Source organism: Larkinella harenae (assembly GCF_054780515.1).
This window is the reverse complement of the sequence record NZ_BAAGWE010000001.1, coordinates 1,088,876-1,113,955: the sequence shown is the minus strand read 5'-3', so window position 1 is coordinate 1,113,955 and position 25,080 is coordinate 1,088,876. Positions and strand designations below refer to the sequence as shown.

22 protein-coding genes are annotated in these 25,080 nt (G+C 51.6%); 13 read left to right on the top strand and 9 right to left on the bottom strand.

Annotated features, from left to right (window positions below; genetic code table 11):
- Nucleotides 1-4 precede the first annotated feature (4 nt).
- The 3 genes from ACYVH9_RS04535 to ACYVH9_RS04525 are packed head-to-tail and all read left to right on the top strand — an operon-like array spanning nt 5 to nt 4,629.
- The gene (locus ACYVH9_RS04535; RefSeq protein ID WP_460635107.1) at nt 5-1,639 is read left to right on the top strand and encodes a RagB/SusD family nutrient uptake outer membrane protein; all 1,635 of its coding nucleotides are present in this window, start codon (nt 5-7) and stop codon (nt 1,637-1,639) included.
- A gap of 35 nt (nt 1,640-1,674) precedes the next feature.
- Nucleotides 1,675-3,165, top strand: a complete 1,491-nt coding sequence (locus ACYVH9_RS04530; protein ID WP_460635106.1) for a sulfatase — start codon at nt 1,675-1,677, stop codon at nt 3,163-3,165.
- An 18-nt stretch (nt 3,166-3,183) separates the two neighbouring features.
- Nucleotides 3,184-4,629 carry an arylsulfatase gene (locus tag ACYVH9_RS04525; protein ID WP_460635105.1) on the top strand — a complete coding sequence of 482 codons (1,446 nt, stop codon included), beginning with the start codon at nt 3,184-3,186 and terminating at the stop codon, nt 4,627-4,629.
- A gap of 80 nt (nt 4,630-4,709) precedes the next feature.
- On the opposite strand, the gene ACYVH9_RS04520 is transcribed toward ACYVH9_RS04525, so the two are convergent.
- Both ACYVH9_RS04520 and ACYVH9_RS04515 read right to left on the bottom strand, forming a co-directional pair.
- A complete protein-coding gene (locus ACYVH9_RS04520; protein WP_460635104.1) occupies nt 4,710-5,480 on the bottom strand; it encodes a histidine kinase in 771 nt (256 codons plus the stop codon).
- Nucleotides 5,477-7,234, bottom strand: coding sequence for an ATP-binding protein (locus ACYVH9_RS04515; protein ID WP_460635103.1), 1,758 nt, complete (start codon nt 7,232-7,234; stop codon nt 5,477-5,479). Before ACYVH9_RS04515 ends, ACYVH9_RS04520 begins: the two co-directional genes overlap by 4 nt.
- A 529-nt stretch (nt 7,235-7,763) precedes the next feature.
- Between ACYVH9_RS04515 and ACYVH9_RS04510 the strand changes: the two genes are divergently transcribed.
- From ACYVH9_RS04510 to ACYVH9_RS04490, 5 genes are all read left to right on the top strand, one after another.
- Entirely contained in the window at nt 7,764-7,976 is a 213-nt protein-coding gene (locus tag ACYVH9_RS04510) for a hypothetical protein (protein WP_460635102.1), read from the top strand.
- A 289-nt stretch (nt 7,977-8,265) separates the two neighbouring features.
- Complete coding sequence (locus ACYVH9_RS04505) at nt 8,266-9,108, top strand: outer membrane beta-barrel protein (RefSeq protein ID WP_460635101.1); 843 nt, start codon at nt 8,266-8,268, stop codon at nt 9,106-9,108.
- 345 nt (nt 9,109-9,453) lie between these two features.
- Nucleotides 9,454-9,804, top strand: coding sequence for a hypothetical protein (locus tag ACYVH9_RS04500; protein ID WP_460635100.1), 351 nt, complete (start codon nt 9,454-9,456; stop codon nt 9,802-9,804).
- Between the two features lie 187 nt (nt 9,805-9,991).
- Entirely contained in the window at nt 9,992-13,180 is a 3,189-nt protein-coding gene (locus ACYVH9_RS04495; protein ID WP_460635099.1) for an efflux RND transporter permease subunit, read from the top strand.
- Between the two features lie 266 nt (nt 13,181-13,446).
- A complete protein-coding gene (locus ACYVH9_RS04490) occupies nt 13,447-13,845 on the top strand; it encodes a thioredoxin family protein (protein ID WP_460635098.1) in 399 nt (132 codons plus the stop codon).
- A gap of 273 nt (nt 13,846-14,118) precedes the next feature.
- Here the strand turns inward: ACYVH9_RS04490 and ACYVH9_RS04485 are convergent, their stop codons facing one another.
- Together ACYVH9_RS04485 and ACYVH9_RS04480 are read right to left on the bottom strand one after the other, a co-directional pair.
- Nucleotides 14,119-14,958 carry a universal stress protein gene (locus ACYVH9_RS04485; RefSeq protein WP_460635097.1) on the bottom strand — a complete coding sequence of 280 codons (840 nt, stop codon included), beginning with the start codon at nt 14,956-14,958 and terminating at the stop codon, nt 14,119-14,121.
- A 39-nt stretch (nt 14,959-14,997) separates the two neighbouring features.
- Complete coding sequence (locus ACYVH9_RS04480) at nt 14,998-15,243, bottom strand: hypothetical protein (protein WP_460635096.1); 246 nt, start codon at nt 15,241-15,243, stop codon at nt 14,998-15,000.
- 182 nt (nt 15,244-15,425) lie between these two features.
- Between ACYVH9_RS04480 and ACYVH9_RS04475 the strand changes: the two genes are divergently transcribed.
- The 3 genes from ACYVH9_RS04475 (at nt 15,426) to ACYVH9_RS04465 (ending at nt 17,568) form a co-directional block, all read left to right on the top strand.
- Nucleotides 15,426-15,866, top strand: coding sequence for a pyridoxamine 5'-phosphate oxidase family protein (locus ACYVH9_RS04475; RefSeq protein ID WP_460635095.1), 441 nt, complete (start codon nt 15,426-15,428; stop codon nt 15,864-15,866).
- A gap of 96 nt (nt 15,867-15,962) precedes the next feature.
- Nucleotides 15,963-16,484: a hypothetical protein gene (locus tag ACYVH9_RS04470; protein WP_460635094.1), complete on the top strand. Its 522-nt coding sequence runs from the start codon at nt 15,963-15,965 to the stop codon at nt 16,482-16,484.
- Nucleotides 16,485-16,581: 97 nt separating this feature from the next.
- Entirely contained in the window at nt 16,582-17,568 is a 987-nt protein-coding gene (locus ACYVH9_RS04465) for a 2-hydroxyacid dehydrogenase (RefSeq protein ID WP_460635093.1), read from the top strand.
- Between the two features lie 135 nt (nt 17,569-17,703).
- On the opposite strand, the gene ACYVH9_RS04460 is transcribed toward ACYVH9_RS04465, so the two are convergent.
- The 5 genes from ACYVH9_RS04460 to ACYVH9_RS04440 all read right to left on the bottom strand — a co-directional run bounded on the left by ACYVH9_RS04460 (nt 17,704) and on the right by ACYVH9_RS04440 (nt 22,427).
- Complete coding sequence (locus tag ACYVH9_RS04460) at nt 17,704-18,507, bottom strand: sugar phosphate isomerase/epimerase family protein (protein WP_460635092.1); 804 nt, start codon at nt 18,505-18,507, stop codon at nt 17,704-17,706.
- Nucleotides 18,508-18,594: 87 nt separating this feature from the next.
- Nucleotides 18,595-19,383: a phytanoyl-CoA dioxygenase family protein gene (locus ACYVH9_RS04455; protein ID WP_460635091.1), complete on the bottom strand. Its 789-nt coding sequence runs from the start codon at nt 19,381-19,383 to the stop codon at nt 18,595-18,597.
- A gap of 32 nt (nt 19,384-19,415) precedes the next feature.
- A complete protein-coding gene (locus ACYVH9_RS04450) occupies nt 19,416-20,309 on the bottom strand; it encodes a sugar phosphate isomerase/epimerase family protein (RefSeq protein ID WP_460635090.1) in 894 nt (297 codons plus the stop codon).
- Between the two features lie 13 nt (nt 20,310-20,322).
- The gene (locus ACYVH9_RS04445) at nt 20,323-21,693 is read right to left on the bottom strand and encodes a Gfo/Idh/MocA family protein (RefSeq protein WP_460635089.1); all 1,371 of its coding nucleotides are present in this window, start codon (nt 21,691-21,693) and stop codon (nt 20,323-20,325) included.
- Nucleotides 21,690-22,427 carry a 3-keto-disaccharide hydrolase gene (locus ACYVH9_RS04440; RefSeq protein WP_460635088.1) on the bottom strand — a complete coding sequence of 246 codons (738 nt, stop codon included), beginning with the start codon at nt 22,425-22,427 and terminating at the stop codon, nt 21,690-21,692. Before ACYVH9_RS04440 ends, ACYVH9_RS04445 begins: the two co-directional genes overlap by 4 nt.
- A gap of 120 nt (nt 22,428-22,547) precedes the next feature.
- On the opposite strand from ACYVH9_RS04440, the gene ACYVH9_RS04435 reads away from it, so the two are divergent.
- Nucleotides 22,548-23,474, top strand: coding sequence for a helix-turn-helix domain-containing protein (locus tag ACYVH9_RS04435; RefSeq protein ID WP_460635087.1), 927 nt, complete (start codon nt 22,548-22,550; stop codon nt 23,472-23,474).
- Nucleotides 23,475-23,533: 59 nt separating this feature from the next.
- Nucleotides 23,534-25,069 carry a sensor histidine kinase gene (locus ACYVH9_RS04430; RefSeq protein WP_460635086.1) on the top strand — a complete coding sequence of 512 codons (1,536 nt, stop codon included), beginning with the start codon at nt 23,534-23,536 and terminating at the stop codon, nt 25,067-25,069.
- The last annotated feature ends 11 nt before the right edge of the window (nt 25,070-25,080 follow it).

Genomic DNA, 25,080 nt, shown 5'->3' with positions numbered 1-25,080 from the left:
AGTCATGAAAAAAATACAATCTATTCTCATCGCAACGGTTTTCCTGACATTATCGGCCTGCCACGATATTCTGGAAGAACACCCGGTCGGCCTAGCCACGGCGGAGAGTTATTACGCCACTCCGAAAGGGATCGAAGATGGGCTGAAAGCAACGTACACCACCCTACGAACGTTTTATGGTCAGCAGGAAGCCTTCTTTCTGACCATCACCGGAACGGACCTCTTCACGAACGGTTTTGGAGGAGTTACCAATTCTCCGGATATCAACGACTACTCACCCAATTTTCTGGGTACCAATGCGTTTGTCACCACCATCTGGAACAATTTTTATACGGGCATCAACCAGGCCAACGCCGTAATCGGGCGCGCGCCAAACGTAACCGGAATAACCGATGCCGAGAAAAACCGAATTATTGGGGAAGCCCGATTTCTACGCGCCTTGTATTACTTTCACCTGGTGCAGCAGTTCGGTGATGTTCATTTTTCGCAGGAAGAAACCATTGGCGTTCAGACAACGGCCAAACGCACGCCGGTAGCCACCATTTATGAGCAGGGCATCGTTCCCGATTTGCAATTCGCCATTGAGCATCTGCCCGATCAGGCAGCCCAATACGGGCGGGTTACCAAACCGGCCTCCGAAGCATTGCTGGCCCGCGTTCAGCTTACGCGCGGCAACTGGGCCGAAGCCGAACGGCTGGCAAATCAGGTCATTAAAAATTACAATTTTCAGCTGGTTAAACCGTATGCCCGGCTATGGGATGTCAACAATGACGTTAATCCGGAAGTGATCTGGTCAGTGCAGTTCACCGCCGACCCGTTGCTGAACGGAGCCGGTAACGAAAGCCACCTGTTTTTTATCTGGGACTACACCTTCAACCCGACGATGGTGCGCGACGTGGCCAACGGACGGCCCTACCAGCGGTTTATGCCCACCAACTACCTCATCAAACTCTTCGACCCGAGCAAAGACGCCCGCTGGGACGGTTCATTCAAAACCGTATGGCTGGCCAACCGAACTGGCGTCATCAACGGGAAAAACGTGGCAGTCGGCGATACATCCATCAAAATCGTGACGCATCCGGTGACGGATGCCGCTAAAAGTGCTGCCCCGTACTGGCTCATTGACTTCAAAGATCGTTGGGTCGGTTCCATCAACAACATGGAAATTGGCGGCCTGTCCCGGCGGTATTTTCCGGTCCTGAAAAAGTACCTTGATCCGCTGCGGACCAGTGTCAACGCCACCGACGGACGCCGGGATTTTTTCGTGATCCGGCTAGCCGAATTATACCTGATTGCGGCTGAAGCGGCCTGGCGTCAGAACAAACCCGCCGAAGCGGCCGCTTCTATCAACGTGATCCGAAACCGGGCCGCCATCGCCGGAAAAGAAAAGCAAATGGAAATCTCAGCCGCCGATGTCAACCTGGATTTCATTCTGGACGAGCGGGGTCGCGAACTCGTGGGTGAAATGGATCGCTGGTACGATCTGAAACGCACGGGTCAGTTGCTGACACGGGTGAAAAAGTACAACCTGGATGCCGCCGTCAACCTGAAAGAAACGCACCTGGTTCGCCCCATTCCGCAAACCCAGATTGACCGTGTGACCAATCCGGGCGACTTTTTACAAAATCCGGGCTATTAAGGTTAAAACTGATACCCCATCAGTCTTTACAAATCATGAGCCGACGATCTATCCAATTCTTTGTGCTACTGGCAGTGGCCGGGCTGGGCGCCCTGTTTCTGGGACTGACCCGCGCGCTCCCCACCGCCCCGGATCGCCCCAACGTTCTTTTTATCTGTGTGGATGATCTGCGCCCGGATTTGCGCTGCTACGGCAACCCGGTGATTCACTCGCCCAATCTGGACGAACTGGCCCGGCAAGGCACGCTGTTTACGCGGCAATACGTTACGCAGCCAACCTGCGGGGCGTCCCGGTACAGTCTGCTCACCGGCAGACTTCCCCGCAACCCCATCGAGATCAAGAACGAAGCCATTGAAAAGCAACTTGCGGGCAAACCCCGGACCGAAGCTCCCGAAACGTTCATCGATAACCTGCGCCGGAACGGTTATTACACAGTAGGAATGGGCAAGATAAGCCACTCGCCCGATGGCTATATCTACGCATATCGGGAAGCCAAGAGCGATCAGTTGGAGCTACCCCACAGCTGGGACGAGATGCTGTTTGATCCGGGAAAATGGGGCACCGGCTGGAACGCCTTTTTTGCGTACAGCGATGGTTCTAACCGCCAAAGTCGGAAAGGCCAGGTCAAACCCTACGAGGGTGATGAGGTTGATGACGAAGGCTATCCCGACGGCCTGACGGCAAAACTGGCCGTTGCCAAGTTGAAAGAACTGGCCCAGAAAAAAAAGCCATTCTTTCTGGGTGTCGGTTTTTTCAAACCGCACCTGCCGTTCAATGCGCCCAAAAAATACTGGGATTTGTACGACGAAGCCACCATTCCGCTGACGCCTTCGCCAACGGTTCCCAAAAACGTGAACCCGGCCAGCCTCCACCCCAGCGAGGAGTTCAACCAGTACACCTTGGGTGACGAACAGGCTGCGCTCGACAAACCGGTGTCGGATGCCTACGCCCGCAAGCTCCGCCACGCGTATTACGCGTCCGTCAGCTACACCGACGTCCAGATTGGAAAAGTGCTGAACGAACTGAAACGGCAGGGCTTGGACAAAAATACGATTGTGGTGGTCTGGAGCGATCACGGCTGGCATTTGGGCGACTACCGGGTTTGGGGCAAACACACCATCTTTGACCAATCGCTTCGTAGTGTTCTGATTGTCAAAAAACCCGGTTCAAAAACGGGCGCGGTTCGAAAAGAAATCGTCAGCTCGATTGATATTTACCCAACCCTGATGGAGTTGTGCGGAGTGAAAACCCCGGCCCAAACCGACGGCAAGAGCTTTGCGGGCCTGTTGAACAACGGGAAAAAACCGTGGAACAACGTAGCCTACGGCTATTACCGGCGCGGCATCACGGTGCGCACTGACCGCTACCGTTTGACTCGCTATTTCCGGGACCAGCAACCCACGGTGGAGCTGTACGATCACCAATCCGATCCGCACGAAAATCAGAACATCGCCGACGCCCATCCGGAAGTCGTGAAGCAGTTGACCCCCATCTGGGATAAAGGGAATACACACATCTTCAAGTAATTATCAACCAAACGAATCATGCCCAACATTCTAATTCTTCTGCTTCTGATCACCGGCCTTCACGGGATTGGGAACGCGCAAAACCGTCCTAAACCGTCGGCGCAACGCCCCAATATTATCTTTATCCTAGCCGATGACTTGGGCTACGGCGATCTGGGCGTAAACGGCCAGAAGCTGATCAAAACCCCGAATCTGGACCGCATGGCGGCCGAAGGTGTGCGGTTTACGCAATTTTACGCTGGCACGTCGGTGTGCGCCCCCTCCCGTTCGTCGCTCATGACGGGGCAACACACCGGCCACACCTACATCCGGGGCAACAAGGGCGTCCAGCCCGAAGGCCAGCAACCGATTGCTGATTCGGTTGTCACGATGGCGGAAGTGTTGCAAAAAGCAGGCTACACAACGGCGGCTTTCGGGAAGTGGGGACTGGGACCGGTGGGCTCTGAAGGCGACCCCAACCAACAGGGCTTTGACCGGTTTTACGGCTATAATTGCCAGAGCCTGGCCCACCGCTATTACCCCAATCACCTCTGGAACAACGGTGAAAAGATTGTCCTGAAAGAGAACGAGAATCTGACGCAGCAAAAGCAATATGCCCCCGACCTGATTCAGCGTCAGGCGCTTGATTTTGTTCGCTCGAGCGACTCACAAAAACCGTTCTTTCTGTTTTTGCCCTACATCCTGCCCCATGCCGAACTGCTGGTGCCCAACGACAGCATTTTTGCGTATTATAAAGGCAAGTTTGCCGAAAAACCGTTTAAGGGGGCGGATTATGGTCCGGATGCCAAAGAGGGCGGCTACGCTTCGCAGGAATATCCGCACGCAGCATTTGCGGCAATGGTTACCCGGCTCGATTTGTACGTTGGCCAGATTCTGGCGGCTTTGAAAGAAAAGGGACTGGACCAGAATACGCTGGTCATCTTTTCAAGCGATAACGGCCCGCATCAGGAAGGGGGTGCCGATCCGAAATTCTTTAACAGCGGGGGCGGTTTTCGCGGGGTCAAACGCGACCTCTACGAAGGTGGCATCCGGGAACCAATGATTGCCCGCTGGCCGGGAACCATCAAGGCCAATACGCAAAATAACCACATCGGCGCTTTCTGGGATTTGCTGCCCACGTTTGCCGAACTGGCCGGCACCAAAGCCCCCGGCTCCATCGACGGTCTTTCGTTTGCTCCGTTACTTACCGGAAAAGGAACGCAGCAAAAACACAAGTACCTTTACTGGGAATTCCACGAGCAGGGCGGCAAACAAGCCGTTCGGCAGGGAAACTGGAAAGCCGTTCGGCTGAACGCGGCCTCCCAACCCGACGGACCGGTTGAGCTATACGACTTGACAAAAGATCCGGCGGAGACGACAAATCTGGCCAGCAAAAATCCGGATAAAGCGCGCGAACTCGGTCGCCTGATGAACCAGTCACACGTGGCCTCGGCATTATTTCCCTTCGGAGCCGAAGTTCGTTGACCCTTGGGTTCGACAGCGTGATCCAGCCAACTACCAGCGAAGCCGATGCTGTCCGGGAATAAGGTTTCAAAACGCGGTGATTATCCCCAGCTGAGCGTCAGCGTTGGGAATTTTGAGTATTGATCTTTGATCTGTAGCTTCCCGTTGCTGAATTTCATGAGTTCTTCCGAAAAGAGCAAGCCAGGATTCGGAATCGGTTTTGCCGGCAAGCTCACCTCACCACCGGAGACCTGCCCGCTCCCCGTGAAAATAAGGTCGGTGCGGGACGCCTGCTGCTGGATATTGACAAAGATCGTTCCCTGTTCCGGCGTCATTTTAATCATGTGATAAAACACGTTTCGAACAATCAGGGTCATAATGTTTTCGTCAATTGATCTGGCGGCCGGTTGCCGATTGGATTTAATTTGGAGCTTTTTCTGATTGATCAAAACCGTAAATTCTTCAACTACCTCATCAACAACCTCTCCCAACTGGACTGAATACGAAGAATACGGCAATTTATTCCGATGGAAGAGCGACTTGTAAATAATATTGTCCAGCGTCAGGCGCAGCACGCTCAGTTCACGCTCAATCGGTGCCAGCAGGTCACGTTGTCCGTTTTTTGCGTTGAGCAGCACAACCTCATTTTTTAAACTGGCAACGGGGCTGCGCAAATCGTGACTAATGACGGAAAGAAGCTCGTCCTGCTGCTGCTTATCCTTTTGCAACTGGGCAAGCTGAGTTTCCAGCTCCTTCCGCTGGTCGTTCAGTCTGTCTCGCTGAAGCCGACTCCGATACAGCAAATACAACAGCCCCAGCACGACAACAATACTGGCCGGGACTAGCCAGGTAGCGCATTCCGAAAGGATCATTGCTCAACGGATAAAAGGTCCGCTAACTTATGATATAAATCGTTAATTCTAAAAGGCTTTTCTATATAATCGTTCATCCCGCTTTCTTGCACCTGGACTATTATATCGGTGGAAACAGCAGCCGTCAGAGCAATGATAGGAATCGTGGCTTTTCGCCGATCCGTTAATTGACGGATCTGGCGGGCGGTTTCAAATCCATTCAGTTCCGGCATATGGATATCCATCAGAATGACATCAAAGGTAGTTGTTTCCATTATAGCAAGCGCTTCCCGTCCATCCCGAACGACGGTCAGGTCAATTGCCCATTGAGCAAAAATCTTTTGCATCAACAGAATATTCATCTCATTATCTTCGGCCAACAGCACGCGCAGGTTCGTCAACTTTCGGAACTCCCGGGCTGCTGAGAGAGACGATGTTTGTTCCGCCGGAACAGTTTGGTAACGGATATTGAAATAAAAATCAGAACCTTGCCCCGGCACACTTTCCAGCTGAATACGAGACTGATGGATCTCCAGCAGATGCTTAACGATGGCCAGCCCCAAGCCAGTTCCGCCAAATTGACGGTTAATAGCCGTAGAAGCCTGGGAAAAGGGATCGAAAATAGTGCGTTGTTGTTCTGGACTGATGCCAATGCCCGTGTCCTTCACCGAAAATCGAATGTCAACGGAATCCGCTTGCCGGGCAATAACCGCAGCAGAGAGCGCCACCCGGCCTGCTGAAGTAAATTTGACGGCATTTCCAACCAGATTAAACAGAATCTGCGTCAACCGAGTCGGATCCCCAACAACGTCATGCTGGTTCAAGTCAGGATCAACCGACAGCGTAAATTCAAGCCCTTTTTCCTGGGCTGCCATCCGGAAACCAGCACTAATATCTTCCAGCAGTTTGGGCAACGCAAACGGTATAGACTCTAGTGATACTTTATTCGCTTCGATCTTGTTAAAATCGAGAATATTGTTGATTAACGAGAGCAGGTTATCGGCCGAAAAACGTAGCACATTTAAGTTTTCTTTTTGATCTTCTCTTGGCTTTTCCAGGAGCATTAGCTCCGTCATTCCAATTACGGCATTCAGTGGAGTTCGCAATTCATGCGACATCGTTGATAGGAAATTAGATTTAGCCCGAAGAGAATTTTGAAGCTGTGCATTTAGCTCGTTCTTAGCCTGAATAGCACTAAATAACGCCCGGTGAAAATAAAAGCAGGAAACGAGTAAAACAATAAAATTAATAAGAGCAACAATCAGATATTCAGCCGTAATAGGCTCTTGAATGAAAACGTTAAAGGGAGGAACCAAACCGCTTTGGCCAACCAGACCAATAATAAATGGCAAAACACTCAGGATCGAATAAATGAAGCCCCAATTTCTACCAAGCCCAAAAAAAGCGGATAGGATGTACATAAACAGCAGTATATTGGCATTTAGCCCCCATGTAATTTGCTGATCATATAACGCTTTCCAAGTGAATACGACGCGGATAACCTGTAGGATGTGAATGAAGATATAAATAAATCTGGGTCTGGATAGAAGTAGTTTCAGGATACCTATAGATATCAGAAATGATCTCACATGCCTGGCTAAAATGGGCGGATTTTGCATCCAATAATTAGCATATACCAAAAGAAACAACTTCGGTATATTCATGACAAACATGAAATAAAAAATCCGAACTTGCTCTTTCATTAAAGGATCCTGCACCGTAGATAACGTGCGTTTTATGGACCAGTTCCAGAGTGATAATTTATTATTATTCACGTATCCAGATTTGCTTTAAGGATTCATACCCAAATAAATTAAATCTTTTGCAGGTCCATTCTTTACCGAAACACGCAAGGTGCATTCCAGGTTAAGACAATGACCTTTATCATAAAGGTACAGAGAGAGTTTAGCGAGAAGGGATACTATATACCAAGGGGTAACAATTCAAAACCTTATCTAATTGCTATTTTAGATCCAACAGGTTCTAAGAACCTCTTGCTCCAGTTTAGCACCTATTTCATCATTAGACCAGCTTGTGGTTGGAAACACTATAAATCTTGCTCAGAATGTCCTCTTTGTATACACACCTTAGCAGTATAGAAACAACCATGTTTCCATTTTCACAAAAGTAGCAACAAATTAAATGTTTCTGATCATGCTTTTTGACAACTGAGCAAGATCATCAGCTTGGCAACCCCGGGTTATCCCTGCATCAGGCCGGTATGTTTAAGAATAACAAGGCGTCCACTATCAGGGTTATACATTGTATTTCCTGTTTCTTATTCTAAAAGACAGCTAGCGAACCATGAAATACGCAGTAACCTTCGATATTGATAAATCGGTTTTTCACCTTCGGGTTGACGACAAAACCCCATTGACGTTTGACAATCACTTTGCCGTAGCCGAATACCTTGAGCAACAAGGGCTTTCGGAGCCCGACGGTGATTATATATTTGATCCCGTGGAGAAACGGTTTCTATTTTCCGAGCCCTACGCACTCGAGAAAACCAATTCATAACCAGCCGGTAAAGACTTGTAGTACTGGAATAGAATTTATATCAGACAATGTGTTCATATAAAGCAGTCAAGGCATGAGTCAACCTGTTTTCAAGATCACTTAATCAACTCTGATATTTTTTCACAATCTAGTGCACAAGATCCTGTAATTCACCACTTTAATATAAGAAATTTTTATTCGTTTTTTGACTACACCTGCCAACTTCACCTGAGTATAAAAACAATCTTGACCAGGATACGGTTTAATAGCCAAATTGCATTATATCCTTTTTAACGTTATCCAAACCATCATGAAAACGCAACTCACACTGCTGTTAACGAGTCTTCTGGGGGCGAATCTGGCCACTGGTCAGACTACCACGAATACCACATCAACAACAACCACATCGACGTACACGGCTCCGGTTACGGATACCACGCAGACTTCCAGCACCACGTATTCAACGACACCAACGGACAGCACGACGATGACGGCAAGTCCATCAACAACGACGTACTCTACCACGCCGTCTGCCAACAGCTATAACTCGACTACCACAACGACGACAACCACCACAAGTGATCAGATGAGCCGTGACTCACGGGATAAAACAGAGCGATCGTGGGGTAAAAAAGGCAAATTCGGCATTTACGCCGGGGTTAACTTTTCGCGGTTTGTACACGAAGCCATTCCCGATGACTCATACCGGATCGGCTGGCAGGCCGGTTTGTACGGTCGTACGGGCGGTACCTTCTTCGGGCAGCTCGGTCTGGAATACCGGAATTCGACCACTAACCTGATCCGCACGGGTCAGGGCACCACGCCGGGTTCCGTTTCAGATCAGGTGAAAGGCAAGATTGATCAGCACTTCCTGGCTATTCCAGCCTACGTTGGGGTACGCATCGGTAACGCACTGGGTCTCCGGATTCAGGCAGGTGCTGAATTTGCGTCGCTGGTAGCCATCGGAAACAACAATTTCCAGTTGGACAAAGATGATTTAAACCGCGCCATCCTGAACGGATTGTTAGGTGCCGGTATCAATCTGGGGCCTCTAACGCTCGACGCAGTGTATAACCACGGGTTGCAAAACGTATTTGATAACGCCGACACCAAACGTCGAATCTTTGCCGTCAATCTCGGATTCCGCTTTTAATAACTTTTAATAAATCGTAACGAGTAAGTTGCCCCACCAATCAGCCAACAACGGGCTTGGTTTGTGGGGCTTCTTATTTGCCCATGATTGCATCCTTGATGAATCTACACGCACGAGTATAAACGTTGCTCATCCAACCTGCTCCCTCCCTGTTTCCATTCGGCACGGACTGGTACGAAAAAGACAAAAAATTAAATATAACCAACAATTTAGCGATGATATCTTCCGGCAAAGCTGGCTTGTCGTCGAAGGGGTTATATTTGTAAAGTCGTCTTCTCCCATTCGATGTCGATTCCTAGAAAACGGACATACAGATCTTTGTTGCACCGGCTGGTTTGCCTGCTGATGAGCCTGCATGTCCTCAACTTGAGTATTGACTCTCCCGACCAGTACGGATCGGTGAGGCACCGCTTCGATCGGGTGGAAGACCTGTCCGTCAACGACATCGAAAGTTACACGGAGTTTTTGCTGGAGGTTTGTTTTGGCATTGACGATGCCATTCCGGAGCACGACGAACCCGACGACGATTCCGACCTCATTAAGCTGAAGCAGGATTACTTTTTTACCAAGATGCTGGTTTTTGCTCCGGTTTTAACCTGGATACAGGAAGAACGATCGGCTTTCAGCCACTACCAAACCGTCCGGCCCCTGACGCACGTACCGGATATTCCTTCTCCTCCCCCTCAGTTGGTTTGATCCCATTCTGATTCAGAGCCCTTTCTGCTGATCAACCGCCCGGTTGACCGGCTGTTTGTGCTTTGTCATACCTCCACCGGGGTTTCCCGCAAAACCCTGGCAACGGTATTTTCTACCCCGTCCGGTCCGAACACCTTCTGCGGACAGGCCGGATTATCGTATCAACCCATCCTGAAATAAGATTTTCATGTTTAATATATTCATTCGACGACCGCTGTTATCGTCGGTTATCTCCATCCTTATCACGCTGCTGGGGTTGCTGGCACTGACCAGCCTGCCCGTCACGCAGTTTCCCGATATTGTCCCGCCCTCCGTAACCGTAACAGCAACCTATACCGGTGCCAATGCTGAAGTGTGTACCAAAGCCGTGGCTACGCCCCTGGAACGCGCCATCAACGGGGTTCCGGGCATGACCTACATGAATACGGTTTCGAGCAACGACGGCACTACGCTGATTCAGGTGTTTTTCAAGGTCGGCACAGACCCCGACATGGCGGCTATGAACGTGCAAAACCGGGTTACATCGGTGTTGGACGAGCTTCCGGCGGAAGTCATCAAAGCCGGCGTAATCACGGAGAAAGAAGTAAACAGCATGCTGCTTTACCTCAACCTGGTCAGCACCGACCCCGACATGGACGAGAAGTTCATTTACAACTTCGCCGACATCAACATTCTGGCCGAACTCAAACGGATCGACGGTGTGGGGTTTGCCGACATCATGGGCGCCCGTGAGTATTCGATGCGGGTGTGGCTCAAACCCGACCGCATGACGGTGTATAACATTTCGGCGGAGGAAATTGTGGCCGCCATTCAGAAGCAAAACGTAGAGGCCGCGCCCGGAAAAGCGGGCGAAAGCGCCGACCGAAATCCGCAGGTCCTGCAATACGTGATGCGGTATACCGGCAAGTTCAACGAACCGCATCAATACGAAAATTTAGTGCTGCGGGCCGATGCCGACGGATCGATTCTGCGCCTGAAAGACGTGGCTGAGATTGAGTTCGGATCGGCAGATTACAGCGTTACGTCTAAAACCGACGGCCGGCCGGGGGCCTCGATCATGCTCAAACAACGGCCTGGCTCCAACGCCCGCGACATCATCAACAACGTCAAAAAGAGGATGGCCGAAATCAAGGAACGCTCGTTTCCGGCCGGCATGACCTACAACTTTGCTTACGACGTTTCGCGCTTTCTGGATGCGTCCATCCACGAAGTGATTCGCACGCTCCTGGAAGCTTTTGTACTCGTTTTCCTGGTGGTCTTTTTGTTTTTGCAGGACTGGCGGTCTACCCTGATCTGTGCATTGGTCGTACCCGTGGCGCTGGTCGGCACGTTCGCGTTCATGAGTCTGATTGGTTTCTCAATCAACCTGCTCACGCTGTTTGCCCTCGTGCTGGCCATTGGAATCGTGGTCGACGACGGTATTGTGGTTGTGGAAGCAGTTCACGCCAAAATGACGGAAGATCACCTGCCACCCGTTGAAGCGACGATGGTGGCGATGAAAGAAATCAGCAGCGCCCTGATTGCCATCACGTTGGTCATGTCGGCGGTTTTCATTCCCGTCGCCTTTCTATCAGGACCCGTCGGTATATTCTACCGCCAGTTTTCATTGACGCTGGCCGTGGCCATCCTGATTTCCGGAGTAAACGCCCTGACGCTGACACCAGCCCTGTGCGCCCTGTTGCTCAAGCCGGGTCACGCGCAGGATTCATCGGGATGGCTGGGACGGTTTTTTGCCGGTTTCAACCGGGCGTTTGATGCCATGACGGGACGCTACCAGCGGCTGCTACGAAAAGTCGCCCGAAAAGGGATCGTCACGGTGGCGATGTTGCTGGCGTTTGTGGCCGGAACCTGGGGCATCAGCTCGGTTCTGCCCAGCGGGTTTATCCCCACGGAAGACCAGGGCATGATTTACGCCAATGTGACAACCCCGGCTGCAGCCACGGTACAACGGACGGAAGAGGTACTCGACAAAATTGAGAAAGTTGCCGCCGGAATCGAAGGAGTCGAGAACGTATCGACGCTGTCCGGATTCAGCCTGATGACCGATGGGGCTGGGGCTTCGTATGGAATGGGCATGATTAACCTCAAAGACTGGAAAGACCGGGAACAATCCGTCGATGATGTCATTGCCCAGCTGGAAGAAAAAACCGGGCACATTCAGGACGCAAGTATTCAGTATTTTTCTCCGCCGACGGTACCGGGCTTCGGAAACTCCAGCGGTTTTGAACTCCGGATGCTCGACCGTACGGGTACCGGCGATTTGCAAAAAACCAAAAAGGTAGCCGATGACTTTATTGCCGCTTTGAAAGAACGGCCTGAGATCAGCGATGCCTTTACGAGTTTTAATCCAGATTACCCGCAGTATATGCTGCACGTTGATCAGGACAAGGCGGCTCAGAAAGGCGTTTCCATCGAAAACGCCATGAACACGCTGCAAACCCTGATGGGAAGCTTGTACGCAACGAATTTTATCCGTTTTGGGCAAATGTACCGTGTTTTTGTGCAGGCAGCGCCCGAATACCGCACCAAGCCGGAGGATGTCCTCTCGTTTTACGTTAAGAACGATCAGGGCGAAATGGTGCCTTATTCCAATTTTGTAACCCTGGAACGGGTATACGGCCCCGAACAGTTGACGCGTTACAACATGTACACTTCCGCCCTCATCAACGGCGATGCCGCCAAGGGGTTCAGCAGCGGAGACGCGCTGCGGGCGGTGGAAGAAGTGGCAGAAAAAACGCTGCCTAACGGTTTTTCCTACGAATGGTCCGGTATGTCGCGGGAGGAAGTGCTGTCGGGCGATCAGGCCATTTATATTTTTGCCATCTGCCTGGTCTTCGTGTATCTGCTGCTGGCGGCCCAGTACGAAAGTCTGTTTCTGCCGTTGCCCGTGCTGCTGTCGTTACCCGCCGGTATTTTTGGATCTTTTCTGACGCTGCACCTGGCTGGTCTGCAAAACAATATCTACGCCCAGGTCGCCCTCGTCATGCTGATTGGTCTATTGGGGAAAAATGCCATTCTGATTGTGGAATTTGCCAGCCAGCGGCAACAGGAAGGCGTTTCCATCGTCAAAGCGGCCATCGAAGGGGCTGTAGCACGGTTGCGGCCCATCCTGATGACCTCGCTGGCGTTCATTGCCGGTTTGATTCCGCTTTGTATTGCTTCCGGCGCCGGTGCGTTAGGAAACCGCTCGATTGGTACGGCTGCCGCTGGTGGCATGCTCATTGGCACCATCTTCGGGCTGGTGCTGGTGCCGGGTCTTTACGTGCTGTTTGCGGGCATCGCGCAACGGTTTCAGTCCAAAAAACTCAAAATTAACGATGATTTGATTCTGAGTGCGCTCGCCAAACGAAGCCGATCCAGCGAAACCAACAATTAAAGTTCCCCCCTTATTGTATCGACAAAACCCGGCTTTGATGGCCGGGTTTTGTTTTTATCTGGATCAGGAGCCCCCGAACGAATGGGATTTTCATTGAAATTGCGCGGCCATCTGACGAGAGCCTGGGTCCAACAGACCAACAACGAGCCAACCCGCCGGAAGTAAAAACAATCACGAAAGCAGCTAACGAACATCAGTTTAAGTGACGGTTCCGAATGGCAATTTTGTAACTGCGTACGAAAATTGATTCGAAGTCAACTGTCGTCATGACCAGCTCCATTCAAAATACCACGGCTAAAAAACCGCAGTCCGCGCCATCTGTTGCGAAGTTACCGGTTTTACTTTTCTTCATGTTGCCCGAACGGGCCGACCATCAGCAGCACGCATCCCTGCGGAAAATGGCCGACGACCTTCAGCAGCGTTTTGCCGGAAAAATGAATATCCTAAAAATTGATGAGGTAAATCATCCGGATGTTTTCCAAAGCTTCAGCGTCACCCAAACGCCCACGTTCGTCCTGTTGCAGCAGGGAATTGAGCTTTGGCGGCTGGTTGGCCTGTCTATTGACGACCTGATATCGGTAGTAGCAAACTACCTCAAAACCAACGATTCGATTGGCTCGGCCACCGGTTTTGAAACTCACTCACTTCCACCAGACATCCAATAGAGGCACACACCCAAGGCCGCATTTCTCCTTTGTTCATTACCCCCACATCAACTAACATAGCCCTGCCCCCCGAAAATTAACCACGTATGCTAGCGGTTTGCGACAAAGACAAATGGGCAAATTAGCCCAGTCGCCCGACCAGACCATTCGCCCATTTGTACACAACTACGTTCTAATTATCGACGATAAGGACAACAAGACGGTAAACCGTCCCTCCCACCGACTGGCTCACGTTCAAACCGGTCGATTAACTGATTTTATTTTTTCGTGCGTTCATCTTTCTGCCGGTTCCGGATCATACAGCGTCAGCAATGGCACCCGGGGTCGGTAGGCTAGCTTGCGCGTCAGGCTGCGGCTCCAGACCACATCCAGCAGCGACTTCCGGTGCGGAATCGTCACCAGCAGGTCAACTGGGTTTTCATCCAGATACTGATTGATCCCGTCCTCAACGTTCTCGTCCAGCACGAAATAAGGCCCGGTTTCCAGCGAGTCCAGCAGAGTTTCGATACGCAGCATAGATTCTTCGCTTCCCCCATCCCTGAGCCACGGCGTCTGTTCATCTACCACCGATAAGGCCGTCAGACGGGCTTTTTTAGCCGTTATCAAGTCTTTCAGGTGCCGGAGGCAGGCAAGATTATGCAAGTTGGAATAATCCGCAGCCAGCACCACTTCCCGAATGGGTTGAAGCGGAACGGCTTGAGGCACCACCAGTACCTGAGTTCTGGCGTGCCGAATCAGACCGGTTGCCACACTGCCCAGCATCGGCGTCAAACCCGCCCCGCTGGCCCCAACCACCACATAATCAAAAACTTCATTTTCCAGAACGGTTTCTACGGCGCCCACGGGACTTCCGGGAACGGTGCGGATATAGTAGGAATGGTACGGCGGATGAAAAGTGCCCATCAGTTCGGACAGCAATGTCTGCAAACTCCGGTAGGCGCTTCGTTCGGCTTCCTCCATCAAAAAAACCGTTCCGTACATGGTTTCGGGCTCAATGGGGTACGCGTGCAGCAAATGAAATTCGGTTGCAGTCTGGTCGAACAGGAGCTGTGCAAACTGAATAGCCTTTTTGGCGGCCTCCGAAAAATCGGTCAATAACAGAATCTTTTTCATGGTTGACGACGGTTAGGCAACAAGACGGTTTTCCGAAAATCAGTTAACCGTAATTTCCTTTTCTGTCCAGTACTGGCTTTTTCCATCCCACCAATTTAAAATCACATGCCAGAGCCCGCGGCTTAATTGCTGCGTAGAAACCACCTGCCGGGGCTGCCGGTTGGGCCGAACCACCAAGTGTACCTCAGGCTCCTGGCTAAACCGTTTTCTAAAGATCACTTCGGCTTTCCGAAATGATTCGGGGAGGACAAAAGCGAGTTGGCGCCGGGTGGGTTCAAAAGTCATGGTGGTGTTGGTGCAGGGTTCGGTAGCAAAAGTAGACGAGCCTCTCTAACGATGCGCTGACATTGCTCTTCCAAACGGCTGACTTATATCAGGCTGAACCCTGACCGAACCGGGCCAATCGGGTCGCCCTTGCGCCTTAGCTTTGGGTTGCGGTTTGCTCCATCCGGCCGCGCTCCACAATAATGCTAACTGAACTTACTACCGAGGTGATCGACACGATGTTGGTCAACCAGTATTTTGGCCGCATCGGGTGTGCCGCCGAAGGCAGGATTCTGATCCTGCCCATGATGTATTACTACGATGGCAATGTGCTTTTCGGCCTGACTCGCGAAGGAACTAAAACCGATATACTGCGGAAAAATCCGCAGGTAGCCTTTGAAATTGACGAAATTTTTGCCCCAAACGTCTGGCGCAGTGTAGTCATTGAAGGTGTTTTTGAAGAACTGCACGGCGATGATCGGGATTACGCGCTCTACTTGCTTAAAGGACGAAAAATCCCGGTTTTCGCCGACGAGAAGCTGGGGTACCCTGGCGAAATCGTTCCGGCAGATCATAAAGTGGTGTATCCCGTGGTCTACCGGATTAGTATTCACCGCAAAACTGGCCGCAGCTACAGTCGGTAACCGTTTTCTTTCAACGGTTTTAGGTCCCCAACCTGGGGCACAGGTGGTTTTCGTTCTCCTTTTGAATCTACTCAACGCCATTAACCGATCGCTCCGATGTTCTTTTCACTGACTTATTTCTGGCCCATCTACATCATAGCAAACCTGCTGTTTCTGTTCTCGATCTGGAGCAGCAAACACCGCCCCCGGCTCACCCGTCTGGCTTTTCTGCTTCTTTTTGCCTGGGCCGCCTGGTTCAACTCGTCAACGGTTTTGACGATTCCCAAACTGTATCAGGATTACGCCATAACGGCAATTCCCATTTACCGCTGGTTCATACTGGGTCCATTTGTAGCTATTATCAAACCCGTGGTTCTGGTCATCGCGGCCGCTCAGCTCCTGATTGCGTTGACCATGCTGCTCAAAGGCGAGTTGTTTCGGCTGGGTTGCTGGAACGGCCTGGTGTTTGGCCTGGGCATCGCGCCCTTGGGCTGGTATGCCGCTTTTCCGGCCACGATGCTGATGGCGGTCGCCTTTTATCAGCTACAAAAGAATCACAACAATACGTATTTGTGGGAATCAAAATCCCGACAATCGGTGGCCAACAAGACAACCATATCGTCCCTTACGGCTTTATAAACCCGCTAGCGCACTGCAAATCAGGCTTTGGGCTGACTGATCTCATGGCTCCCGGCGTCGGTTTCGCTGACCTTTGTCTTAGAAAACGTTCCAAGTTATGAAAATTGCTTTTTTCAGTACGGCTGCGTATGACCGGCAGTGGTTCCAGCAGAACCGCCATACCGTTACGTTTCTCACCGAAACCCTGACGGAACAAACCGCCCCACTGGCCGCCGGACATCAGGCCGTGTGCGCCTTTGTTCATGACGACCTGAGCGAACCCGTGTTGCTTCGGTTACAATCAATGGGTGTTGGAATTGTTGCCATGCGCTCGGTTGGGCTGGACAATGTAGATACCGAAGCTGCCCTGAAACTGGGCCTTACGGTTCTGAACGCACCCACTTATTCTCCTTATTCCGTTGCTGAACAGGCAGTTGCCCTTCTTATGGCTTTAAACCGGCATCTTCCGCTCGCCCACGAACGCGTCAGGGCCGGCAATTTTACGGTAGATGGCTTGATGGGCCGGGATCTGCACGCCAAAACGGTCGGTGTGGTTGGAACGGGCCGCATTGGACGGGCTTTTATCAAGATCATGCAGGGATTTGGCTGCCGAATTCTGGCGCACGATCTCCGCCTAAACCGTGCGCTAATCAGGCAGGGTGTCCGGTTCGTATCGCTGGACGTTTTGCTGGCCGAATCAGACGTGGTTTCCCTCCACTGTCCGCTTACCCTGCTGAGTCAGGAACTCATCAACCGCCAGAGTCTTGCCCGCATGAAGCCAACGGCGCTGCTGATCAATACCGGTCGGGGCAGGCTTGTCGATACCACGGCGGTACTTGATGCACTCGATCACGGGCAATTAGCCGGGTACGCAGCGGATGTATACGCTGGCGACCGTCATTGGTTTCACCAGGACTTTACAGACCAACCCATCACCGATCCGGTTCTGAACCGGCTACGGACGCATCCGCGTGTGTTGCTGACTGCCCACCAAGGCTTTTTAACGCAGGACGCCCTTCAGCAGATGGCCCAGAATCTCTTTCACCAGCTCTCTTTTTACGAAAATAGCCAGCTGCAAAACATTACCCGAACGTCGTTGTATTGACATAGGCTGTCCACATTTCGTAAGCTGGAAAGAAGCGAGGCCAAAGATGCCCATAAGCAACCCGGTTCCGTCGGAAGCATATTGGAGAAGTAGGGTTTCTACAAGCTTCTTTACTCTGGTGATTCCCGGTTTCTGCTAATACCGTGCTTTCAACAGGTTCATCATAAACACATTGATTTCCCACTGACTGGCAACGGGCATTTGTGTATACGGCAACACGGGCATGTACGTGGCGGGGCCAAACTCGGTCGTTACCGTCAGTCCGGTTTTATTTTCGCGGTGCATGGCCACCACCCGATCCCACCAGGCCAGGTGTACGTTCAGGGTTTCGGCCCACTCCGGCGCCCGGGGGTCATTGACCTGCGGCCCTTCGGGATGCCCCACACGGCTGTGAATGTGATCGGTATGACGGATTGCCAGATCGACGGCTTCACCCTGATTTTCGAGTAGGGATTCATGCACATTACACCAGTGCGAAATGTCGAGAGTTAGTCGAATTTGAGGCCGCTTTTGCAGGTAATCGCGGGTGATGTGGGCCGCAAAAAGCGCCTTACCCCGGTGCGTTTCGTGGATAATTTTCACCCCGGTTTCGGTCGAAATCTGGTCGGCCAGCGCAAAAAGCCGTTGATTTTGCTCAAACGTATAGAAATCTTTACCGGTCTGGCAGTTGATAAACAACGGTTGGGCCGCACTCAGATGGCGCAGATACCGCTCGTAATTCCGGGCGTGTTCGTCCAGATCAGTTTCCAGCGACTGCCAGTATTGGCCAATCAACTGCAATCCGTGTTTGGCCAAATTTGCCAGAATGGCCGCCTTTTCGGCTTCTTCAAACGGCAAAGCCATTTCAACACCGTCGTATCCGGCCGCTTTTACATTCCGGCAAAACTGATCAAAAGGTAGGGTATTTCCCCAGGCAGGAGCAAAAAACTGGAGTGTCATGTGTGATAGATAGCAGAAGTGAGATAAGAGAACAAAGACAAAAGTGAATCAGTTAGCCAATCTCTACTACTTTCCTCTCGCCGTTTATCATTTTACCAAAAAATCCGCCGTTTCCGAAATTCCGGCTTCGGTTTCGGCCAGCAGATCGCCCGTATAAGGCTCAATGGCCGTGTAGCTGCTTTCGTGAACATCTTTATACGGTTTGTTACTGGCCAGATTATACGCCGTAATGATTGACCAACGCGGTTTGTCAGAAAGGTTAGCTGCCGAAGCATGCAGGGTGTTGCAGTGGAAAAAAGCCGTGTCGCCGGGTTCCATTTCCAGGTATTCCAGCGGCATGATTTTCAGGGCTTCGTTCACTTTTTCCAGATCAGCCCCCACCTGTTCGCCGGAAAAACCGTGCTCAACGCGGCCCATTTTGTGTGATCCTTTGATCATCTGCAAGCAACCGTTTTCTTTCGTTGCGGGTGTCAGTGCCGTCAGCACCGAGAGCATGTCGGGAAACAGAAAACCGTTGTTTTTATACCAATACCCATAGTCCTGATGCCACTCCCAGGCTCCGCCCGTACGCGGCTCTTTCTGCATGAGTTTCGAGTGATAATGCGCCACCGGCCCACCCAGAATCTGCGCGACCCCGTCCAGAATGCGCGCCGAACGGGCAAACTTGCTATACAAACTATCATCAAGGCTATACCACAGTGCCAGCCGCGTTTTCATCCCCGACGCATCGACCCGATCGTACGTTTTACTGCTCAGGATTTCGTCGCCCACGGCAATGCGGTAAAGCCGCTCGACTTCCGCTTTAGAGAACAGGTTGCGCACAATAACGTAGCCGTCGCGCTGATAGGTCTGGAGATGTTCGTTGGTGAATGTCATGGGAAGAAAACAAAAAATAAGAGAAGAAAGAGTTACCGTTTGGCCAGTTGGGCCTTATACTGCTTCCAGACCGCCATCGTATTGCGCAGGTTGGCGACCTTATCGTCTTTCATCGCATAACACTGCACCCCAATCGGCCCCTGAAAGTTCAGCTCCTGAACGGTATAACGAACCAACTCGTAGGTATCGAAGCTCCCTTGCCCTAAGGGCAGAATGTACTGATTCCAAATGCCGGTTGGGCCATTGTCCAGGCTGGCGGCATCCACGTTGTTGGCTCCGCTGATGGTGATCATCTTCAGATGCGGTTTCAGCGTCGACAGCATATTTTTCCAGTTGCCGCGTTCGGCCTGGGGCGTGGTGGCCAGCCAGTGGCACAGATTAAACGTTAGTCCAACATTGGGCCGGTTGATTTGCTTTGCGAGATTCAGGGCGTGATCGACGCGCTCGACGTAATCGGCCACGTGGGGATAAATCGCCACCTGCAAACCCGATTGCTCCGCCCAGTCGGCCATCCGGCGCAGGTACTGTACCACCACGGCGTCGGCGTTTTCCGAAGGGGCCGTAAACCGTTTTTCACTACTGACAATGAACGGTGCCACCACGGTTTTTGAACCCTTCAACGCCCGAATAGCAGGTTCGATCCGTACGTCCAGGGGGGCATCCAGATCGACTTTAATGTAAAAATACGAACCGGTAAACCCGTGTTTGTCCAGGGCGGCCTTCATTCCTTCGAACGAATCCAGTTGATTGATTTCCACGCCGTCGAACCCCATGCTCTTAATGAGCGCAACCTGCTGATCAAACGTTTTGTAGGTCGAATCGCCCCGAATTGCGTTGTGCAACACGAAAAAATGGTTCTTCGGCGCCCGCTGGGCAAACGCATACTCCGTCAGCAGGAGCAAGAAAAGAACGGCTATCTTTCTCATGGTTGATTTTCGGTTACATCACCCACTCTTTTCGCGCCAACGGAGCCGCCAGCAAAGCATTGGCCGCATTGTTGCCCACAAACAGTTCTTGCTCCGGGTCCCAGCGCAGCTTGGCTCCAATCTGACAGGCAATCAGTCCAATTTGTGAAATGGTAATCGTTCGGTGCCCAATCTCAATTGGTTCCAGGGTTTTGCGACCGGTTTTGACAGCCTCCACAAAGTCGGTCTTATCCCAGAGCGTTTTCGACAAATCCAGTTCATTGCCCGCCGGTTTGGACGTAAGCAAACCGGGGTTGCTGCACCGGACAACGCCGGGGTAATCATCAACCAGAATCCAGCCTTCCGAACCGATGTACTTGATGCTCGGTTTGCTGGTCGGCGACTGCTGACAAGTCATTTCCACGCCGTTGGCGTAGCGGTACGTCACGGTAAAGTTGATCATCGAATTCCACAGGCTTTTCGGAAACTCGCCCTTTCCCTCGACCTCCACCGGCCCCGAATATTCGGTATTATTGGCCCACTGCGCCATATCGAAATAATGGGCACCCCAATTGGAAATCATGCCCTGCGCGTAGGTATCAACCCGCATCCAGTTCGGGCGTTTTGCCATGTCAAAAGGCGTATGCACCCGCATATCCGTATACGGCACATACGGCATGGGCCCCAGCCATAAATCGTAATTCAGTTCTTTGGGAACGGGCATATCGGCCTGCGCCGGCACCGGGGGCGGGTCCGACGGAAACGAGATTTCGATCTTCTGAAGTTTGCCAATCCGGCCATTGCGCACCAGCTCGACGGCGTGGTTCTGGGGCCGAATCGACCGGAACTCGCTGTCGGTCCGGTTGACGACACCGTATTTTTTCAACACATCGACCAGCGCCCGGCCCTGGTGGACACTCATGCTGAGCGGTTTTTCACAACTAATGTGTTTTTTGGCTTTAGCCGCCAGAATTCCCATCGGTATGTGCCAGAAATCCGGCGTCGAAATCATAACGGCATCAATATCCTTACGAACCAGGATTTCCCGAAAATCGGTGTGTACCGAGCAGCCTTTGTAGCGTCCGCCAGCGGTTTTCTGGGCATAATGCTCATCCACGGTTTTCTGGGCTTTTTCCAGCCGCCAGCGGTCTACATCGCAAACCGCCACCACCTGTGCGTCGGAGACGTCAAGCAGCCCCGGAATCCGGACGCCAATACCAGTGAGGTTGGTACCCTGCAAATTCTGGCCGTAGCCCTGCCGACCGGTTCCAATCAGGCCAACCGTAATCCGATTGGACGGCGCGTTTTTTCCAAACACCGTTGAAGGTACCAGCGTGGGGACGCCAAGCGTTGATACAGTAGCAGCCGCGGCAATGCCTTCCTGGATAAATCGACGACGGTTCATGGCAAGGGCTTAATTTTCAAATTTCGAAACGCCACACTATGGCCGTGATCCTGGAGCAGAATGTGCCCTTCCGGTATCTGAGCAAAACCGGGGTAGTCCTTGAATTTACTGTCGGCAACCCCTTGCCGGAACGCATCGGAATTTCGGTTAACGGACAACACTTTGACGCCGTCGAGCCAGTGCTCAATCTGATTTTTGTTCACAACAATGCGCGACTGGTGCCATTGCCCCAACGTAACATCGGGCTTATTCGCAGCTACAACATCGTAGATCGAAGCGGTTTTGAGATCGGCGGGCAGGTGCTTGTCGTTGTAAATGTAATCGGCATCGTCGATCAGTTGGTATTCATACCCGGCCTGGGAGCCTTTGGCGGGTTTGGGCTGGCGTTCTTCAATGAAATATTTTACCCCGCTGTTGCCACCTTTTCCCAGTTTCCAGTCGAAGGCAAATTCAAAATTGCGGTATTTCTTGAGCGTTACAATGTCTCCGGCATCGCCCGACTCCGCTCCTTCCTGCAGTTCGCCCCGCAGTTCGCCGTCTTTAACCACCCAGCCTTTGGCCGGAAACCGCTCTCCGTAGGCAGACCGCCAGGCTGTGGTGGTTTTCCCATCGAAGAGCAGTTGCCAGCCCGCCTTGCGTTCGGCGGTGCTGAGTGTGTTCGGCGACTGCGCAAAGGCAGCAGACGTCAACAAACCGGCGCAAAAAAGTAAGAGTTTAGGAATAGTGTTAATCATGACTGCAAAAATCCGCTATTTTCTTTCATTATTCTAACAGAGGATTTGCCATTTTTATCACATAATTTGCATTTCAAGGTAACTGATGAAAAATAACTGCAAATTGAATCGCTTATCGTTATGCGCCCCGACCGTCTGCACGTTCCCCAACAGCCGCATCGCTCGTTCGACTTGCGGCACGAACAGCTCTCCCATTTCACCAATCCGTGGCATTTCCACCCGGAAATAGAACTTAATTACGTCGTACGCAGCACCGGCCTGCGGTTTATCGGGCACAGCATCGAACGGTTTTCGGCGGGAGAAATCGTGTTACTTGGATCAAATCTGCCGCACTATTGGAAAAACGACACTGTCGCTTCGGAACGGGAAAGCGAGCCGTTGGCAGAAGCGATTGTGGTGCGGTTTTCGCCCCAGCTGGCGGGGGCAGCCTTCTGGGAATTGCCCGAAACCAAAGGCATTCACCAATTGCTGGGTCGGGCGGAAATCGGGCTGAAACTCCTTGAGCCCCTCCGAACCGATATTGCGCGGCAATTACACCAGCTGACCAAGAAAAAGGGGCTGACCCAACTCACCGCCCTGCTGCACATCCTCGATCAGATTGCCCACTCCGAGGCCGTGGTCCCGGTTTCGCCCGGCTATGTTCCCAATCAGCAGGTTACCCGCCAGAGCGAACGGTTGAGCCGGGTGATCGGTCATTTGATGCAACAGGTAGGCGCACCGGTTTCCTTACCCGCCATCGCCGAACTGGCCAGTATGAATCCAGCGGCTTTTTGTCGTTATTTCAAATCGCAGATGGGGCAAACGCTCACGCAATTTGTTACCGACCTGCGCATTCGCTACGCTTGTGATTTACTCACCCGAACCGATCACAGCCTGACGCTCATCAGCGAACAGGCCGGTTTTGAAAGCGTTTCGTATTTCGTACAAGCTTTCCGGAAAAGGCAGGGAGTTACGCCCGCCCGATTTCGGCAGCAACTGCACGCCATCCATGCGCCATTTCCTGCGGTAGATTCGCGGAGTATATCACCCAACATTCCTAACAAATAGGTTAGTAAGCAGGTTTATACTACTTGCTGTATCAATGTAAAATCGTGGCGACTCTTTATATGGAATACACTATAAATAATCCCATTTTTAATCATATCGTTACAAACAACCAATCAGGTATTGTCGTCTTTAAAGGAATCTACGATGAAACGGGGGCATTTTCGGATTTTCGTTTTGCCTTCATCAACCCAGCAGGAGCCGCCATATTGGGACAGCAACCGGAACAACTGATTGGCCGCAGTTATCTGGATTATTTTTCGCAGGCCGAGAGCAGTGGTTTACTGGAAATCTATCGGCAGGTATTGCAAACCGGCGTAGCACGCCATCTTCCCGAAATTGCTTATTACGCCGACGGTGTCAGCGGCTGGTTTGATCTATGGATCAACAAATTCGAAGATTCGATTATTGTCACTTATACTGATATTACGGTTCTTAAAAAGAGCCAGCTGGCGCTCCAGGAACGGGCCTTTCAATTACGAACTACGCTCGATGCGTCAATCAGCAGTATTTTTTACATGACAGCCATCCGGAATGAGCAGGGCAGAATCATCGATTATCTGATGGTAATGTCCAACAAAGCCGTTTTGCGCAGCAATAATATGACGCCCGAACAAGTGGAGGGCAAACAGTTGTTAAAGGTGTTTCCAGGAAATGCCGACAACGGTTTTTTTGATCTTTACGTGCGCGTTACCGAAACGGGGCAGCCCGAAAGCAGCATCAGTTATTACCGTGACGATTTAGGGCTGGAAGGATGGTTTGAAGTATCAGCCGTGAAGCAGGACGATGGCATCGTCGTCACGTTCATGAACATTACCGATCAGAAGAAGACCGAAAGCGAGTTGCAGCAAAAAAATGAAGCTCTGCAACGATCCAACCAAAGTCTGCAATCCTTTGCTTACATCGCCAGCCACGATTTACAGGCTCCACTGCGCAAAATTCAGTCGTTCGGTGATTTGCTGACCACTCAGTACGGAACGGATTTGAATCCGGACGCCAAAGACATTCTTAGTCGGATCAATTTGGCTACGCAACGCATGTCCAATTTGATACACGACCTGCTGACGTATTCCCGATTAACAACGCAGCCTCATGAGCTAAACCCGGTTTCACTGGCCGAGATTATTACCAATGTACTGAGCGATCTGGATCCAACGATTCAGGAAACCCAGGCCCGGGTTTCCGTTGATCCGATGCCAACCATCCACGGCGACCCCGTAGAGCTGGGACAGCTGTTTCAGAATCTGCTAAGCAACGCGCTCAAATTCCGGCGAACCAACGTGCCACCGGCGATCACTATCCACTCCCGACCAGTCGATCGTGGCGCACTTCCCGCGCATCTGCCCCTGCCAAAAGTGGCAATAACAGCGCATTCTTTTCACCAGATTGACGTAGCCGATAACGGTATTGGTTTTGATCCGCGAAACAAAGAGCGCATTTTCCAGATGTTTCAGCGACTGCATTCCAAAAACGAATACGAGGGAACCGGCATCGGTCTGGCCATTTGCCAACAGGTGGTTGAAAATCACGGGGGATTAATTACGGCCACCAGCGAACCGGGCCAGGGCGCCGTTTTTCAGGTCTACTTTCCGGCTTAATCAAAAATCTT

Bases quoted from the DNA above. Each gene is read 5' to 3' on its own strand.
- ACYVH9_RS04535 (WP_460635107.1), top strand. From the start codon at position 5: ATGAAAAAAATACAATCTATTCTCATCGCAACGGTTTTCCTGACATTA.
- ACYVH9_RS04530 (WP_460635106.1), top strand. From the start codon at position 1,675: ATGAGCCGACGATCTATCCAATTCTTTGTGCTACTGGCAGTGGCCGGG.
- ACYVH9_RS04525 (WP_460635105.1), top strand. From the start codon at position 3,184: ATGCCCAACATTCTAATTCTTCTGCTTCTGATCACCGGCCTTCACGGG.
- ACYVH9_RS04520 (WP_460635104.1), bottom strand. From the start codon at position 5,480: ATGATCCTTTCGGAATGCGCTACCTGGCTAGTCCCGGCCAGTATTGTT.
- ACYVH9_RS04510 (WP_460635102.1), top strand. From the start codon at position 7,764: ATGAAATACGCAGTAACCTTCGATATTGATAAATCGGTTTTTCACCTT.
- ACYVH9_RS04505 (WP_460635101.1), top strand. From the start codon at position 8,266: ATGAAAACGCAACTCACACTGCTGTTAACGAGTCTTCTGGGGGCGAAT.
- ACYVH9_RS04500 (WP_460635100.1), top strand. From the start codon at position 9,454: ATGAGCCTGCATGTCCTCAACTTGAGTATTGACTCTCCCGACCAGTAC.
- ACYVH9_RS04495 (WP_460635099.1), top strand. From the start codon at position 9,992: ATGTTTAATATATTCATTCGACGACCGCTGTTATCGTCGGTTATCTCC.
- ACYVH9_RS04490 (WP_460635098.1), top strand. From the start codon at position 13,447: ATGACCAGCTCCATTCAAAATACCACGGCTAAAAAACCGCAGTCCGCG.
- ACYVH9_RS04485 (WP_460635097.1), bottom strand. From the start codon at position 14,958: ATGAAAAAGATTCTGTTATTGACCGATTTTTCGGAGGCCGCCAAAAAG.
- ACYVH9_RS04480 (WP_460635096.1), bottom strand. From the start codon at position 15,243: ATGACTTTTGAACCCACCCGGCGCCAACTCGCTTTTGTCCTCCCCGAA.
- ACYVH9_RS04475 (WP_460635095.1), top strand. From the start codon at position 15,426: ATGCTAACTGAACTTACTACCGAGGTGATCGACACGATGTTGGTCAAC.
- ACYVH9_RS04470 (WP_460635094.1), top strand. From the start codon at position 15,963: ATGTTCTTTTCACTGACTTATTTCTGGCCCATCTACATCATAGCAAAC.
- ACYVH9_RS04465 (WP_460635093.1), top strand. From the start codon at position 16,582: ATGAAAATTGCTTTTTTCAGTACGGCTGCGTATGACCGGCAGTGGTTC.
- ACYVH9_RS04460 (WP_460635092.1), bottom strand. From the start codon at position 18,507: ATGACACTCCAGTTTTTTGCTCCTGCCTGGGGAAATACCCTACCTTTT.
- ACYVH9_RS04455 (WP_460635091.1), bottom strand. From the start codon at position 19,383: ATGACATTCACCAACGAACATCTCCAGACCTATCAGCGCGACGGCTAC.
- ACYVH9_RS04450 (WP_460635090.1), bottom strand. From the start codon at position 20,309: ATGAGAAAGATAGCCGTTCTTTTCTTGCTCCTGCTGACGGAGTATGCG.
- ACYVH9_RS04445 (WP_460635089.1), bottom strand. From the start codon at position 21,693: ATGAACCGTCGTCGATTTATCCAGGAAGGCATTGCCGCGGCTGCTACT.
- ACYVH9_RS04440 (WP_460635088.1), bottom strand. From the start codon at position 22,427: ATGATTAACACTATTCCTAAACTCTTACTTTTTTGCGCCGGTTTGTTG.
- ACYVH9_RS04435 (WP_460635087.1), top strand. From the start codon at position 22,548: ATGCGCCCCGACCGTCTGCACGTTCCCCAACAGCCGCATCGCTCGTTC.
- ACYVH9_RS04430 (WP_460635086.1), top strand. From the start codon at position 23,534: ATGGAATACACTATAAATAATCCCATTTTTAATCATATCGTTACAAAC.